We start from the raw sequence: 16,749 nt of genomic DNA on the forward strand, positions 1-16,749 counted from the left end.
TGAATCATCAGTTTTAGTGTTCGATTACTCGAGGGAAGTTTTCATTACTGCGTAGCGTTAATACTTCAACACCATTATCTGTCACTAAAATAGTGTGTTCATATTGAGCAGAAAGTCCATGATCTTTGGTTTTTACGGTCCAACCATCTTTCATTGTTCGAGTACGCCAATCACCTGTGTTTACCATAGGTTCTATAGTGAATGTCATACCCGGTTTTAAAATAACTCCACCGTCATCAGCATCATAATGCAGCACTTGCGGTTCATCATGATAAACTTCACCGATTCCATGGCCACAATACTCCCTAACAGATGAAAAACCAAATTTTTCTACATATTTTTGAATTGTTTTACCGATTTCTCTTAATCGAATACCTGGCTGAATAATTTTAATCGCTTCATACAAGCTATTTTGTGCCACTTCACACAACTTTTCGCCAGCAACGGTTGGTTTTCCTGCAATATACATTCTTGATGTGTCACCGTGATAACCGTCTTTGATAACAGTGACATCAATGTTAAGTATGTCACCATCTTTTATTTTTTTATCAAAACTTGGGATACCATGACAAACAACGTCATTGATTGAAATACAGCTTGTATGTTGATAACCGCTATAGCCGATATTTGCAGGGATAGCTTTTTGAACATTGACAATATATTCATAGCAGATTTTATCCAGTTCACCTGTCGTAATACCGGGCTTGACATAGGGTTCGATCATTTCTAATACATCGGCAGCAAGTTTGCCAGCGATACGCATTTTTTCGATTTCTGTTGGCGTTTTTAACTTAATAGACATTAAATTGTTCCTGTAATGTTAATGGCTATATCCTATCATATAGCGCTATGACGTCAAACCTTGGTAATGAAATAATTAAATATCTTTTTGATAAATAATTAATTTTTATTTTCAAAAAGTCAATATCAGGCTGTCTTTTGTGGTTTGGCTTAAAATAACTAATCTTTGAAACAATTTAATTATATAATAACTTATTATAAAACGAGGTTATGACTATAATGCAGTGTCGCTATTATCAGCAAAAAAAATGTTTATCATGTAACTGGATCAATTATTCTTACGCCACCCAACTTCAAGAAAAACAGAGTAATTTATCAGAAAAAATAACGGAGTTTAACCCTAAAGAGGTTAAGCCGCCTGTTGCTAGCTCAGAAGTAGCTTTTCGTAATAAGGCAAAAATGGCCGTACTTGGCACTGTTGAAAAACCGATATTGGGTATGGTAAATGGTAATGAAGCTATTGATCTTTGCGATTGTCCGCTTTATACCACCAGTATGCAAAATATTCTTAAAATAGTACGAACGTACATCCGTAAACAAGGTTTAGTTCCTTATAATATTAATAAGCGAAAAGGGGAATTGAAGTTTGTCATCATTACAGAAAGTACCACCGAAGAAACAAATGGTTTTATGATTCGATTTGTGATGAGATCACACAAGTTTGTTGAGAAAATCAGAAATTCACTTCAACAGCTTCAAAACAAAATTGAAAATTTACAGGTTGTTTCAATAAATATTCAACCTAATCATTCAGCTATTTTAGAAGGTGAAGAAGAAATTGTTCTTACCCAAAATAGTTATTTGAATTTTACATTGAATCACATTCCCCTTTATATTAAAGCTAAAAGCTTTTTTCAAACCAATACCAATATTGCTAAGAATCTTTATCAAACAGCAAGTGATTGGGTAAATAATTTAAAAATAAGCTCCATTTGGGATCTGTTTTGTGGGGTAGGCGGATTTGGTTTACATTTAGTCAATTCTTCAGATAACAAGAATATAGAATTGACGGGAATAGAAATTAGCCAAGATGCAATAGAGTGTGCTTCACGCTCAGCACATGAAATGGGTTTTACTCATCTTACCTTTAAATCATTAGATGCAACCCGGTATAGCATTGGACAACAGAATATACCTGACTTAGTATTACTCAATCCACCCAGAAGAGGGGGAGGTGAAACATTAATGCAATTCTTAGCTCAAGTTAAACCTCATTATATTTTATATTCTAGCTGCAATTTATCATCATTAGTTGAAGATATACGCTTATTATCGGATTACCAACTTAAGAAAGTTCAATTATTTGATATGTTTCCTCATACAGCGCATATGGAAGTATTAGTTTTATTGGAAAGAAAAGACGGATAGGGTATGATTAATCGCCTTTACAAATAGTTAACAACATAATGCTAATTGAGTAATGCCTATAAAACAATAGGGCTACACAGTGCACCCAATAACAATGATTAAAGTTATGACTCTATATTCAATTGATTAACTGATTGATCAAATAACGATTAAACTTTAATCTATCGAACTAATTAATAAAAAATAAATTAAAAAGTTAAAGGAGATTTTTATGGCTGAGTCCAACATTGAGATAGTTCAAAATACAATAAATAGCCTTCATGAATCCGTCTTATCGGTCATATTATCGACCACTAATCAAAACGGAGAGGTCGAAACAAGTTATTCACCTTATTTTTTTGATGGTAAGGATTACTATATACTTATTTCTGATTTAGCCCCACATAGTCAGAATATCAAAGCTAATGCCCATATCTCCGCTTTTATTATTGAAGATGAATCTAAAACGAAGAACATTTATGCTCGTAAACGTTTAAGCTTTCAAGCCACAGTTGTTATGATCGAAAAAGATTCTGAAATGTTTAATTCTATTATTGAGCTATTTGCTTTACGAGTCAGTAAAATGGTTTATATGTTGTCAGAAATGAAAGACTTTAACTTATTTAAAATTTCACCAATTCAAGGCAGACTGGTTATTGGATTTGGTAAAACCTATCAAATCGATCATCAAAATAATAGTATAACGCAAGTTGATGAAAGCTATATTGCCAATCAAAAAGCACAACAACAGAGTTAAAACTTTGCGAAATTGATGATATCTAATTGTTTTACATTAAAAGGAATGCGGATGATTACCCATTCCTATCCATGAAATAGACAAGATTATTAAATGTCGATTCATGACCTAACTATCAATAATAAATAGTATTATTGAGTGTTTTCATCTTTGAAATCAGTTCTAATCTGATAAAGCATGAGTGAAAAGCCAAAATTACCAATAGAAGCTTGTAAATTATGATAATATTGAATATATAAAACTCAATTTAGGATAAATAAAGATTATGATACCTGATGTTTCTAAAGCACTTAATTGGTTAGAAAAACATTATACTATCTTACAAGGTATTCAACGTGGACTGGAACGAGAGACCTTACGAATTTTACCCGATGGTTCTTTATCTAAAACGCCTTTTCCCAATAAAATTGGTTCAGCCTTAACTCACCCTTGGATCACAACTGATTTTGCTGAGTCGATGCTTGAGTTTATAACACCGGTCAATACGAACATTGATTATATGTTAACGTTTTTGCGAGATTTACATCGTTATGCCAGTATTAATATTGGTGATGAAATGATGTGGCCACTCAGTATGCCGTGTTTTGTTGCGAAAGAAGACGATATTATTTTAGCGCAATATGGTTCTTCAAACGAAGGGCGTTTAAAAACACTGTATCGTGAGGGATTAAAAAACCGTTATGGTGCAATGATGCAAACTATTTCAGGTGTCCATTATAATTTTTCTTTACCGACAGCATTTTGGCAAGCAAGAGACGGGGTAAAAAATACTGAAGAGGGTAAAGACGTTATTTCAGAAGGCTATTTCACTTTAATTCGTAACTATTATCGCTTTGGTTGGGTAATCCCGTATCTTTTTGGTGCATCACCATCAATGTGCTCTTCATTTATTCAAGATCCCGAAAAAGCGAAAGCATTCATTGAACAAACTAACGGCAACTGTTATTTACCTTATGCCACATCTTTAAGGCTTAGCGATATTGGTTATACCAATAATGCTCAAAAGCAATTGGGTATCACTTTTAATCATTTGAATACTTATGTCGAGGGATTAAAACGCGCAACTAAAACACAATCTCCCGAATTTAGTCGCTTAGGCATTAAAGTTGATGGTCAGTATCGTCAATTAAATGATAGAGTCTTACAAATTGAAAATGAGTTTTATGCGCCGATTCGTCCTAAACGTGTTCCTAGGGCAGGGGAATCACCTTCAGATGCATTGCTACGTGGTGGAATTGAGTATATCGAAGTAAGAGCTTTAGATGTTAATCCATTTTCACCAATCGGTATTACAGAAGAACAGATTCGATTTATCGATTTATTTTTAATTTGGTGTGCATTAGCACCGGCACCTGAAATGAGCAGTCAAGAGCTAGAGTGCGCAAAATTAAACTGGAATCGAGTTATTTTAGAAGGTCGGAAACCGGGGATTGAAATAACAATGGGGTGTGGAAGTTATCATGAACCAATGGCCAAAGTAGGTCATCAATTATTTAAGGATTTACTACGTGTTGCTGATGTTTTAGATCATCATGATGAAAAACAGCACTACCGTAAGGTTTGTGAGCGACTTGATGTTATGTTTGATTATCCAGAATTAACTTTATCAGCAAGAACATTACAGGCGATAAGTGATTTGGGAACAGCTAAATTTGGTTTAGCTTTAGCAAGTCAATATAAAAAACAGTTATTGTCAGAACCTTTAGCCGTGTTAACCGATAATGATTTTGTTCAACAGCGCTATATTTCACTCGAGAAACAGAAAAGATTAGAAGAAAATGATAAAGTATCGTTTGATGAATATTTAGCTCAATAAAATAAATAGTTAATATGTTTAAACATCGAGATTATACCTTACGATATCGGGCAAATAATGAAGTAGAAATTATTTTGCCCAATAGTCAATTGATAGTAAATAAACCATTAATTGATAAAACTACTTTTACAATTATGGTTTGGAATATTTTTAAACAAAAAAGAGCCGACTGTATTCAAATTTTAGAACATTATGCAGATGAAACTAAATTGATATTATTACAAGAAGCGCAAACCACACCACAATTATTGAACTTTATTACCCGACAAAATAAGATAGCAGACCATGTGCCCGCTTACTGCTTCAATAATATTTATGCTGGTGTGATGACAATTACAGATACATTACCTATCTTTATCTATTCATTTAGAGAAAAAGAACCCCTTATTCGCGTTCCAAAATCCGCTTTAATCACGATATATCCTATTTATAACTCAACACATCAATTGCTGGTTGCGAACATTCATGCCGTTAACTTTAGTATTGGTGTGAAAAGTTATCGGCAACAAATGCATATGCTATTAAATCGAATCAAGGAGCATAATGGACCGGTGATCTTAGCGGGTGATTTCAATGCTTGGAGTCAACAGCGGTTAAATCTTTTATATCATTTAGTAAGTACAATCGACCTCAAACCGGTGAATTTTTCAATTGATATTCGAAAAACATTTATGGGAAGACCATTAGATTTTGTATTTTATCGAGGATTACAATTAGATACAGCAAAAATAATTAGGACTTCGGCATCTGATCATAATCCTTTATTGGTTAAATTTAGATTGGATTTGCAAGATTAATGGTTAATACATCACCTTCTTTGATATCCTGATCGGTCAAATTATTCCAAGTTAAAATATCTGTAATTTTAACACGATAATTTTTAGCTATAGTTACTAAATCATCACCTGCTTTAACTTGATAAGTGATCTGTTTATTGGATTTAGTATGAAGCGTTTTATTCTTATTATTTATTCCACTTGACACTTCGGACTTGATTGCTACTGTTTTGACTTCCAAAGGCATAGTGTTATGAGGCACATCTTGTAAAAGTTCTGTGATTTCGGCTGAAACAAGATTTTGTGCTTGTAGCTTTTTATGTAAATCTTCCGCATAAGAATACGGAACCAGTAAATGAAATGGTCCACTTACAGTTTGTTGTAAATAGCCTGCATTAAAACTTTTTAAGTCGTTAATTGGTATCCCAGTATATTGAGCAATTTTAGCTAATGAAATATTTTTAGACATATCAATTCTAACTAATGAGTTTTCATAGTTACAATCGGGTAATTTAATACCGTAACGTTCACTATTTTTTACAATATCAATAATGGCTAAAATCTTCGGTACATAGTGTCGGGTTTCAGTTGGTAAATCCAGCGCCCAATAATTTGTTGGTAAACCATTTGCTTTATTTTGTGCAATTGCTTTTCTAATGCGACCTTCGCCAGCATTATAAGCAGCAAGAGTTAATAACCAATCCCCTTTAAAACGACCGTTCAGATCTTTTAACAGCGTTATCGCTGAATTTGTTGATGCAATTAAATCACGTCTTGGATCAAATGAGTGACTTTTATTGAGACCGTATTCTCTGGCCGTTATGGGTACAATCTGCCATAAACCGGCAGCTTTACCAGCCGATGTTGCTAACGGATCGTAGGCACTTTCAATCAGTGGAATTAAAGCTAATTCTACTGGTAAATTATTTTGACGTAGTTGATCCATTATGTAATATACATAAGGCTCAGAACGAAGCGCTGTAGTTTCAAAAGCTTTAGGGTTGCGTAATAAAAGCGCTCTTTCTTCTTTAATACGATTATTTTCAGGGACTTTCACATTCAGTTGGCTTATCATATAATGCCAAGGATTTTGAGTAATTAATTTATTATTAATTCCACTACTTTTTAAAAGTCCACTGGTAACGATTGATTCTGAGTTATGTGTTGGATAGACACTACTATTATATTGAGATTGATGGTTTTGGCATGCAACCAAAAATGAACATAATGCTGTGAATATAAATAACTTTTTCATTACCTTAAAACATTAAACATTTATTAAAACCGTATATTATACCTAAAAAATATCCTTTTGGCTTCTAAAAAAAACAAATAAATCTAACTCATTGTTAAAATTTAATTTATTTTGTATGTTTTTTTCTTTACATCGTAGAAAAACATTAATTTGTTTTTCATTTCTTAAAGTAGATGGTAAAGTAATTGATTTATCGGAAATTAAATCATAATAGGCACTAATTTTAGTATCATTTGGTAACATATTGAGTGCAAAATCGAGATTAGATTTGGTATATTCATGACCAGCACAGACTAGGGTATCATCAGGTAATTGGGCTAATTTGTTAAGTGAATTTAGCATTTGCTGATAAGTACCTTCAAATACACGTCCACAACCAGCCGATAACAGCGTATCGCCACAAAAAAGATAAGGCTGACAATAGTAAGCCAAATGACCCAATGTATGGCCTGGTACAGGAATTATCTCAAATTTAAAATCGGCAATAATTAATTTATCCCTATTTTCTACATATTGAATAGGTAAAGGAATCTCTTTGGGCCCATATACCTCAATAGAATTAAAATCATTTTGTAGTTTTACCACACCGCCAATGTGGTCTATATGGTGATGAGTAAGCAAAATTGCAAGGGGTGTTAAATTATGTAGATGTAGATAGTTATAAACAGGTTCGGCTGCCCCTGGATCAATGATAATAACTTGTTTAGCATTATTTTCTAATAACCAGACATAATTGTCTTTTAAAACGGGGATTATGTGTAATTTATACATAAATGAAATCCATGCTATTAAGTGACATTTGATAACTATAATGGGTTGGTCTCATGTGAAGTAATAGGGTTTAAAACTTATTACGCTGAATTTGATTCTTCAAAAAAAGTATCCACTAAAGTAGGGGACTCAGCTTTAGATTTGGCTATGATATCACATTGTTCATTTTCAGGATGCCCTGCATGGCCTTTAACCCAAATCCAATCGATTTTATGTGTTTGTACCGCTTTATCAAGCCGCATCCATAAATCAACATTTTTGACAGATTTGTTATTTGCGGTTTTCCATCCATTTTTTTTCCAAGTATAAATCCATTTTGAAATACCATTTTTCAAATATTGGCTATCAGAATAGAGATCAATTTGACAAGGCTCTTTTAATTTTTCTAAAGCGACAATTGCAGCTAATAACTCCATTCGATTATTAGTTGTATTAAAATATCCTTCTGCTAATATTTTTTCATTGTGCTTATATCTTAATATGGCAGCATATCCGCCAGGCCCAGGGTTTCCAAGACAAGAACCATCTGTGTATATTCTGATTTGTTTTAACATTTTTGCAAACTTTTCGGCAAACTAGGTTGATAACTCCCAAAATGTAACACAATTTAAAAATGGTAAGCAAATCTGAAGATTCAGCTTCCAATAGCGGGTAGGTATCAACATTAATAGTATTTAATGGTAAACTATATCACTAATTCGTAGTTTTCCCAATGTTTGATATAAAGAGAATAACGTGATAACTCATTCTACTCGCCAAATTGTACTCGATACAGAAACAACAGGTATGAATCAAGATGGAAATAATCATTATGAAGGACATAAGATTATTGAAATTGGTGCTGTTGAAATCATCAATCGCCGTTTAACAGGCAATCATTTTCATGTCTATATTAATCCAGAACGCTTAATTGATGAAGAAGCGTTTAAAGTTCATGGTATAAGCAATGAAGCTGTTAAAGATAAACCCATATTCAAAAATATCGCCCATGATTTTATTAAGTTTATTGATGGTGCTGAATTAATTATCCATAATGCATCGTTTGATGTCGGGTTTATGGATTATGAGTTTCGTCTTTGTGGTTTAGATTATAAAACTGCTGATCACTGTATTGTTACCGATACATTAGCAATGGCAAGACGGCTCTTCCCTGGCAAACGTAATAATTTAGATGTGCTTTGTGAACGCTACCAAATTGATAATTCTCATCGTACACTTCATGGCGCTTTACTGGATGCTGAGATTTTAGCTGAAGTATATTTAGCTATGACGGGGGGACAAACGACATTATCCTTTAATATGGATGAACATAGTCTAGCTAATGGTGAAAACAGCAATACTCTTCAAAGAATAGAGCGAGGATCGACCCCTTTAAAAGTCATAAAAGCATCAGAATATGAACTTTCAGAACATGAAACTGTTTTATCAAAAATTGATAAAAAAAGTGGCGGAGCATTATGGCGCGCCAGTAAATGATTGTTTTCTATTCAATTGATTGCATATTTTAAAATATCTATTGACGCCATCGAAAATAATCTTTAATATCACGCCTACTTCAGCAGTGATGCCTTGAAGTAGTCTAAAAAGCGGAGCGGTAGTTCAGTTGGTTAGAATACCTGCCTGTCACGCAGGGGGTCGCGGGTTCGAGCCCCGTCCGTTCCGCCAATTTCATCAGTTTTTCCATAATGTTTTTGTTCCAATCCTCTATACAAAATCAATAGTTATTTATAATTCGCCTTTTTGAATTTTAATCAAATAATTGAGTGCTTCTTCGTTATTTTGTAATCCATGATAAAAACAGGCATCCCAATTATTGGGTGTTCCGCCATTATTCTCGTAAATTAATTGGATTTCATATAATTTTTTTATGATGTCTTCTAAATTAATTGCGTTTTTTATATATATCTTTGGTGATTCACATAATTTTGTCCATAAATAAGAGAAATGATTCTTGATTCCTGAAGGGATGACAATATTCTTGATGTGCCATTCAACTATAATTTTTTCTTCATCTTTTACATCTATGGCTATAGGAGTAATTAACGGTGCTCGCCAGTCTGGTTTAAAGTGAGATGACATGATTCTTTTTTCAATAAATTTATCAAAATAAGGGTGAATAGGCCTTTCATGTAATATATCTCCTTTTATTTTTAATGATCGTTCCTTATTGCATCTATCACAAGCAGGTATCAGGTTCTTGGAAAAAAAAGAGTATTCTGGAAAAATTGATTTAGGTAAATAATGATCGATTGTTCCATTGCCATGTCTCCCACACATTGGGCATGCACCTTGAATACTTTCTCTCAGCGATTTAATGAATTTAAGTGCTTGTGGCGGGTTATCATATAAAAGATTCATGTGTTGTTTAAATGCCGATAATGAAGGTATTGTTTCTTCTGACAATGAATTAATAAACCAAGGGTTACCATTATGCTTATCATAATGTTCGTAAGATTTTTTAATAATATCGATATAAGATGAAATAAACCGAATATGTTTTCCTTTTCGATTTTTTTGACAAAGTTCATCTAATTGACAGCTATCAATAATTTCTGCGCTATTATATTGTGGAAAATTTAATTTTCTCATATTAATATTCCATATTATTCCTTAGCTGTAAGAGGGCATCTGGACTTATTTCACCAATATACTTATCGAGAATTTCATCGAAGGTTAAATCATCTTTAATGTTATCAACTAATTCATTGTATAGATGGATTAACAGATCATCGCCAAAGATTTCATTTGAGATGCTGGTCACATTAGCGCCTAATGTTTGCATTCGCGGCTGCTTAATTTTGAAATCTACTTCGTCCTTTTCAATAATATGAACTTGTGCACTTTGTACTTCTCTGACAATGTAAGGAGAATGAGTAGCGATTATAGCGATGGATTTTGTGGTCTCTAATACATTATTAAGAATTCTCATAAATTGAGAAATAAGGTTAGGATGTAAAAAAGTTTCTGGTTCATCAATAAGCAGTACTGATGCCGGTCCGACATTGGCAAAAACGTTTAAAATGAAACGGATAAATGTTGATTGTCCTAAACTTGGATGATATTTTTCGTCATTTTTATATATAACGAGATTTTTTTCTCGGTCAATCGTCGCTATCCTATCAAGCCAACGTTGCTCACCATTGTATCGGGCAAAGTTTTTTATTGCGATTTCGTGGTGTTGATCTAGGTTAGCCGAATGATCCACTAAAAGCGGAACTTTTATTGTTAAATCATAAAATTCTTGGGAAATGATATTACATAATTCGGATATTCTATTGTTTCTTAACACATCTACCAATAAATGATTGTCTGTTTTTTCATTAAAAACCCTGTCGTTCTGAATATTAGGATCTAGCTGTGAAATAGAAACACTAGGATTATTGATAAGTTCTTTGTCAATTGAATTAAGTGTTGCATGATGAGCAAACAAAATAACTTGGTTAAAGTCAAGTTGTGGAACAATTGAGATATGTTTTGATTGCCTATCAGCAAGCGCTTTAACGAGTTCTGTCAGTATCGTTGTTTTTCCACATCCATTTTGCCCTATTATGGTCGCAATGCGACCCCGTAATTTATTCTGATTGGTAAATTTAAATTCGAGTTGAAGAGAATCTAAATTTTTAAACGTAATGTTGAAGGTTTGTTTAGAGTCCGCATTTTCAATGACTTTACCTTGTATAATAGAATATCCATGCCGATAAGCAAAATACGCCTCACTCGTTCTAAGCATAGCTCTACTATACACATCGGTTTTATAAAAATCATCCCACTTTGGTATTCTAGAAGGTTTATCCACATATAAACAAATATCATTTATTTCTTCAAGAATGTTTATTGCTCTTTCAAAACCAATTAATCGGCTGATGGCGCTATAAGATTTTTGATTTGTGAATAAATGAGCAAAAGCTAAATCTATCGAAAAAAGATTTACAAATTTCTCTTTTTTTAGAATTGTAGAAACATACTTATAAGTATTATCTTGATCTTTGAAAGCAAATTTTGAATCAAACCATTCAATTGAATTATCATTTAATCGAATACCTATTTCTGTCGCTAATTGGTATCCAAAATCATTCCAATAACTATCTATTGGTTTTATAAAAACCGATCCTTCTGTTAAAAATTTTGTCGAACAATCAGGAGAACAAAGAAGTATAGTTAACTTTTTCTTTTTTTCCATATTAAAACTGATCCAAAACTAAAATTACCTAAATATGTAATTGTTTTTATATAACACATTTAACATAAATGCAAAGAAAAATGTAATTTAATCAATATGAAAAAATCATGTTTCATAACGTTTTTTTCTTTTAAAACTCTGTTATATACTTAAGTTGTCACACAATGAATAATTTACCCTAACTTTAGGCGTAATGATTAAGTTTTTTGGAATATTGAATTCATGCTTTGTTATTCGCAATCAAAAATTTTAATAATTATCTATAAGTATACTTAGTTATGTTAAAAAAATGGTTATTTATTATTATAGGTAGTGTTTCATTTTTGCTGGGAACGGTAGGCATTTTCGTGCCACTTTTGCCGACAGTACCTTTCTATTTGTTAACCGCATATTTGTGGCTTAATAGTTCAGATCGTCTTTATCGCTGTTTTACTCAAAGTCATTATTATCAAACTTATATACAAAAGATGCTTATTGAGAAAAAAGCATCTAAAAAAAGTTTGTTTAAAATGCTAGCTATGGTTTTTATCGCATTGTTAATCCCATTTATTTTTATTCATTCCTTGCATGTGCGCATTATTTTAGTAATCGTTTTTTTAGCGCATATTGTTATTGGCTTTTATTATTTTAGAAAAAAGAAAATTTAAAGAGAAAAGAAACGTAATTACAGGGTAAGTTACCCTGTAACAATTATAAATATTGCTAATAATCTAGTTCAGACTTTTCTTAATCTCTATAGCAAGTAACGGATTCCACATGGCTCCTGTCGCACTCATCACAGCATCAGCACCGTTTTTAATGAATTGATGATAATGTTCACTGTTGCTAACTCCACCAACACCTATAATGGTAAATTTTAAATCCATTTGTTGACGATATTTATTAAGGCGACTCACCATATCTAATCCAGCCCAACGTATGGCATCGCCACAAATTCCACCTTCCTTTCTATTTTCTCCTAAAGCTGGCTGACCATTTGCGTTAACAGGTTTAGCTGATAAGGTATTAATAGCACTTAATCCATCAATTATCGATCCGACTTTAGTAAGTAATGAAATAATTTTTTCATCATCCGGAAAATAGGCTAGTTTCAATATAAGTGGACGATCGGGAACTGCATTTTTAATTTCATTTACAATGCGTTCTACTTTATTAACATCAAAACAGAGTAATTTACTCGCTCCTTCATTTGGGCAACTCAAGTTTGCTTCAAGAATTGGGGCATTAGTTTCTCTTACTAATTTAGCGGCTAACGCATAATCTTTTTCAATTTCGCCATGTCCTTGTGTTCCTTGAAAGCTACCAATAACATATTGACCTTGACCAGCGGCTTTTACCGCATCAGCCATATCAGGTTGCCAAACATCGGGAGCAAGAGAAGGAACACCAAACGAATTGGTAATTGATAGCGGTTGAGTATAATTTGTATCTGCTAAGACAGTATCAAGATTACTGGATAATTTACCGTTAGGATGAACAGATAGCACATTCGGCAATGGATGACATTTGTGAAATCTTGTTCTTACAGTTTTATAGACGCATAAGTCAAATCCATACGCAAACGCAGCTTTAATATAATTGGCATTTAGGAGGGGACCGGCAGGCATTCCAAATGGTAAATTAACATCAAGATTGAGAAATTGACTGGTTTGGGTTGCGACATTTTCAACGTGACTTAATTGTGTAAAAAGCCCAAAAGGACCGTTTGCATAATTATCTTCATAACTGATAGTGGGATCGTAAAACGGTGTTAAAGATTTCATAATATCTCCTGTGATGAGCACTTAAAAAAATTCTGAGGAAAGAGGTGTATATTTTTGATAAAAAAAATCCTCCATAAAGGAGGATCAATAAATTGAATTAAAAAAGAGTGATACTTAATTTTGGATAATAATTTTTCTTTTTTCACTCTAATCATTCTTAGGTTCTCTTGTACAAACTTGCATGCATTCTAGCTTAATCTATTCAAACTTCAAGCCAATTATAATGATAAATATGTAACTAAATGAAATAGTTGCAGTGTTTTTTTTTAGATTTATCGTTGCAATATGACTATCTTGAAAACTGTTTTGCTTACTTAAGCTACAATGTTATTTGTTTAGATAAACAAATAGCACATAATACTTTAAAAAATATATAAAAATTTTTGTCTAAAAAATAATACATCAGTACATTAATAGTCTGTTTCGAAGTGGAGAATGATTATAAGTAATGCTATTATTAACAACAGTTAATAAATCTGAATAAAATAATTAGGTATATAATAATGAAAAAAGAAAATATTTTTAAACCCTTCACTTTACCCAATGGCGTTGAATTAAAAAATAGAATAATGATGGCGCCAATGACGACCTGTTCCGGATTTTATGACGGTTCAGTCACGCATGATTTAATTGAGTATTATCGAGATCGAGCAGGTGAAATTGGAACAATCATCGTTGAGTGCGGGTTTGTCGATAATAAAGGATTAGCGTTTCCTGGTGCAATAGGTTTAGATAACGATGATAAAATTGAAGGATTAGCTAAAATTGCGAAAGCAATTAAAGAAAAGGGATCGAAAGCAGTCATTCAAGTTTATCACGGTGGTCGAATGGTTGAGCCAAAACTCATTGGTGGACAATCTCCTGTTGGACCAAGTGCTATCGCAGCCCCTAGAGTAGGCGCAGCAACACCGATCGCATTAACAGCAGACGAAGTCGACGACATGATCGAAAAATTTGGTCAAGCGGTACGTCGTGCTATTGAAGCCGGTTTCGATGGTGTTGAAATCCACGGTGCTAACACTTATTTAATCCAACAATTTTATTCTCCAAATTCAAATCAACGAACCGATAAATGGGGCGGAAGCCGTGATAATCGCTTGCAATTCCCTTTAGCAATCTTAGATATCACACATAAAATGGTTAAACAGTTTGCAACGCCAGAATTTATTGTTGGTTATCGTTTTTCTCCGGAAGAACTGGAAGTACCGGGTATTCGTTTTGATGACTCCATGTATCTACTTGAAAAGTTAGCAGACAAAGGTCTGGATTATATCCATTTTTCAATGGGCGCGATTTTAAGACCTTCAATTGTTGATACCCAAGATCCAACCCCGTTAATCAATAAATATGTGGCAATGCGATCTGCGACATTAGCTAAAATTCCGGTAGTAGGTGTAGGTAATGTGGTTAATCAAATTGATGTAGAAACGGCGATTGATAATGGTTACGATTTGGTCGCTGTTGGTCGAGCATGCATCGCTTATCCAGACTGGATTAGCCGTATTGAAAAAGGTGAACAACTGGAGCTAACTATCAGTAGTGATAAACGTGAAGAATTGAATATCCCTGAACCTTTATGGCGTTTTTCATTAGTTGAAGCATTAATTCGTGATGCAAGTCTAAATAATAAGAAATTCAAACCTGGTCAATATCAAGAAAAAGTTAATGATGAATCTTATGAATTTCTTATTAATGTCGAGTTAGGCAAAGATTTCATTAAAGATATGCAACTTGTGAATGCCAATGAGTTTGATAACCAAGTTTTAGATAATTTTGCAGAAATTAAACAACGAATTATTAATTCAAACAGTCCACATGTGGATGCAATTTCTGGGGCTACATCACAGTGTGAAGCATTCAAAAAAGCCGTTACTAAGGCCATGACACAATCGAATAAAGAAGCCATTATTGCTGAAGGTGGTGATCCAAATGATAAATCTTACGATATTGTTATTGTGGGAAGCGGGGGAGCAGGGCTGGCTTCTGCAATACGAGCTCATGATTTAGGGGCTAGCGTTGTTGTCGTTGAAAAAATGCCTGTTATTGGCGGAAATACCAATAAAGCGTCTGCTGGTATGAATGCAGCTGAAACTAAATTCCAAAAACTTAAAGGCATTGTTGACAGTAAGGATCTATTCTATAAAGAAACTTTGGCTGGTGGTAAAAATAAAAATAATCCGGAATTACTTCGTTACTTTGTTGAAAATGCCCCCGATGCGATTGATTGGTTAGATGAAAACGGTATTGAACTAAGTGGTATTACGACAACAGGTGGAATGAGTATCGACCGTACACATCGACCAGCAAGTGGTGCAGCTGTTGGCGGATTTTTGATTAGTGGATTGGTAAAAAATCTTAATAAACGTGGTATTGAAGTCATGTTAGATACCAATGTGACTGAAATCGTTACCGAAAATCATAAAGTTGTTGGCGTTAAAGTCGTTGAAGAAGACGGCACAAATTATATCATTAAAGCGAAAGCGGTGGTGATTGCAACGGGCGGATTTAGTGCTAACCGTGAAATGGTTGAAAAATATCGTCCTGACTTAAAAGGTTTTGTGACAACCAATCATAAAGGGGCGACAGGTTCTGGTATCATGATCTTAGAAAAACTTGGGGCTGGCACTGTTGATATGGGCGAAATTCAAATCCATCCAACTGTTGAACAAACTACCTCATATTTGATCTCAGAATCTATACGTGGCGGTGGCGCAATTCTTGTTTCTCAAGAAGGTAAACGTTTTGTTAATGAATTAGATACCCGAGATAAAGTTTCAGCGGATATTATCAAATTACCTGAACACTATTCCTATATTTTATTCGATCAACAAGTTCGTGACGAAAACAAAGCCGTTGAAGAGTATGTTTCTAATGATCTCGTTGTTCAAGCCGATTCAATTACTGAATTAGCTAACAAACTTTCTATTGATGCTAATAATCTGTCAAAAACGATTGAACGTTATAATGAGTTTGTAATTAACAAACAAGATGAGGATTTTGGTCGAACGACGGGAATGCGTCATCCAATTAACACCGCACCATTTTATGCAATTAAAATTGCACCGGGTGTTCACCATACAATGGGAGGTGTAACGATAAACACTGAAACACAAGTATTAGATAATGATAAACATGTGATTAAAGGTGTTTTTGCGGCTGGTGAGGTTGTTGGTGGTGTGCATGGAGCAAATCGCATTGGTGGTAATGCTGTTGCTGATATCATTATTTTTGGTATACAAGCAGGTAAAAAAGCCACAGATTACATTAATAGTTAATTGAACTT

At 33.5% G+C, this 16,749-nt stretch carries 14 protein-coding genes and 1 tRNA gene; 8 read left to right on the top strand and 7 right to left on the bottom strand.

Annotation, left to right across the window (positions count from 1 at the left end):
* Positions 1–13: 13 nt before the first annotated feature.
* A complete protein-coding gene (gene map, locus ACGH4F_RS02055; protein WP_267350918.1) occupies positions 14–802 on the bottom strand; it encodes a type I methionyl aminopeptidase in 789 nt (262 codons plus the stop codon).
* A 218-nt stretch (positions 803–1,020) separates the two neighbouring features.
* Between map and rlmC the strand changes: the two genes are divergently transcribed.
* The 4 genes from rlmC to ACGH4F_RS02075 all read left to right on the top strand — a co-directional run bounded on the left by rlmC (position 1,021) and on the right by ACGH4F_RS02075 (position 5,518).
* A complete protein-coding gene (gene rlmC / locus ACGH4F_RS02060) occupies positions 1,021–2,169 on the top strand; it encodes a 23S rRNA (uracil(747)-C(5))-methyltransferase RlmC (protein ID WP_411589811.1) in 1,149 nt (382 codons plus the stop codon).
* Positions 2,170–2,380: 211 nt separating this feature from the next.
* Positions 2,381–2,905, top strand: coding sequence for a HugZ family protein (locus ACGH4F_RS02065; RefSeq protein ID WP_411589813.1), 525 nt, complete (start codon positions 2,381–2,383; stop codon positions 2,903–2,905).
* 265 nt (positions 2,906–3,170) lie between these two features.
* The gene (gshA, locus tag ACGH4F_RS02070) at positions 3,171–4,721 is read left to right on the top strand and encodes a glutamate--cysteine ligase (protein ID WP_411589815.1); all 1,551 of its coding nucleotides are present in this window, start codon (positions 3,171–3,173) and stop codon (positions 4,719–4,721) included.
* A gap of 14 nt (positions 4,722–4,735) precedes the next feature.
* On the top strand, positions 4,736–5,518 hold the full coding sequence (locus tag ACGH4F_RS02075) for an endonuclease/exonuclease/phosphatase family protein (RefSeq protein ID WP_411589817.1): 783 nt from the start codon (positions 4,736–4,738) through the stop codon (positions 5,516–5,518).
* Here ACGH4F_RS02075 and ACGH4F_RS02080 read toward each other — a convergent pair.
* The 3 genes from ACGH4F_RS02080 to rnhA all read right to left on the bottom strand — a co-directional run bounded on the left by ACGH4F_RS02080 (position 5,496) and on the right by rnhA (position 8,077).
* Positions 5,496–6,752, bottom strand: a complete 1,257-nt coding sequence (locus ACGH4F_RS02080) for a transglycosylase SLT domain-containing protein (protein WP_267350928.1) — start codon at positions 6,750–6,752, stop codon at positions 5,496–5,498. The genes ACGH4F_RS02075 and ACGH4F_RS02080 overlap by 23 nt on opposite strands.
* 42 nt (positions 6,753–6,794) lie before the next feature.
* Positions 6,795–7,523, bottom strand: a complete 729-nt coding sequence (gene gloB, locus ACGH4F_RS02085) for a hydroxyacylglutathione hydrolase (protein ID WP_267378695.1) — start codon at positions 7,521–7,523, stop codon at positions 6,795–6,797.
* 80 nt (positions 7,524–7,603) lie between these two features.
* Positions 7,604–8,077, bottom strand: coding sequence for a ribonuclease HI (gene rnhA / locus ACGH4F_RS02090; RefSeq protein WP_267350932.1), 474 nt, complete (start codon positions 8,075–8,077; stop codon positions 7,604–7,606).
* A 181-nt stretch (positions 8,078–8,258) separates the two neighbouring features.
* Between rnhA and dnaQ the strand changes: the two genes are divergently transcribed.
* Together dnaQ and ACGH4F_RS02100 are read left to right on the top strand one after the other, a co-directional pair.
* On the top strand, positions 8,259–8,999 hold the full coding sequence (gene dnaQ, locus ACGH4F_RS02095; protein WP_267350934.1) for a DNA polymerase III subunit epsilon: 741 nt from the start codon (positions 8,259–8,261) through the stop codon (positions 8,997–8,999).
* Between the two features lie 112 nt (positions 9,000–9,111).
* A tRNA-Asp gene (locus ACGH4F_RS02100) sits at positions 9,112–9,188 on the top strand.
* Positions 9,189–9,248: 60 nt separating this feature from the next.
* Here ACGH4F_RS02100 and ACGH4F_RS02105 read toward each other — a convergent pair.
* Positions 9,249–10,112 carry an HNH endonuclease gene (locus tag ACGH4F_RS02105; RefSeq protein ID WP_267378698.1) on the bottom strand — a complete coding sequence of 288 codons (864 nt, stop codon included), beginning with the start codon at positions 10,110–10,112 and terminating at the stop codon, positions 9,249–9,251.
* A gap of 1 nt (position 10,113) precedes the next feature.
* Entirely contained in the window at positions 10,114–11,703 is a 1,590-nt protein-coding gene (locus ACGH4F_RS02110) for an ATP-dependent nuclease (protein ID WP_411589819.1), read from the bottom strand.
* A gap of 278 nt (positions 11,704–11,981) precedes the next feature.
* On the opposite strand from ACGH4F_RS02110, the gene ACGH4F_RS02115 reads away from it, so the two are divergent.
* Positions 11,982–12,350, top strand: a complete 369-nt coding sequence (locus tag ACGH4F_RS02115) for a YbaN family protein (protein ID WP_267378702.1) — start codon at positions 11,982–11,984, stop codon at positions 12,348–12,350.
* 63 nt (positions 12,351–12,413) lie between these two features.
* Here the strand turns inward: ACGH4F_RS02115 and ACGH4F_RS02120 are convergent, their stop codons facing one another.
* Complete coding sequence (locus tag ACGH4F_RS02120; protein ID WP_411589821.1) at positions 12,414–13,466, bottom strand: dihydroorotate oxidase; 1,053 nt, start codon at positions 13,464–13,466, stop codon at positions 12,414–12,416.
* A 503-nt stretch (positions 13,467–13,969) separates the two neighbouring features.
* Between ACGH4F_RS02120 and ACGH4F_RS02125 the strand changes: the two genes are divergently transcribed.
* Positions 13,970–16,741, top strand: a complete 2,772-nt coding sequence (locus ACGH4F_RS02125; RefSeq protein WP_411589822.1) for a flavocytochrome c — start codon at positions 13,970–13,972, stop codon at positions 16,739–16,741.
* The last annotated feature ends 8 nt before the right edge of the window (positions 16,742–16,749 follow it).

This window comes from Gilliamella sp. CG35 (assembly GCF_046635745.1).
GTDB lineage: Bacteria > Pseudomonadota > Gammaproteobacteria > Enterobacterales > Orbaceae > Gilliamella > Gilliamella apicola_I.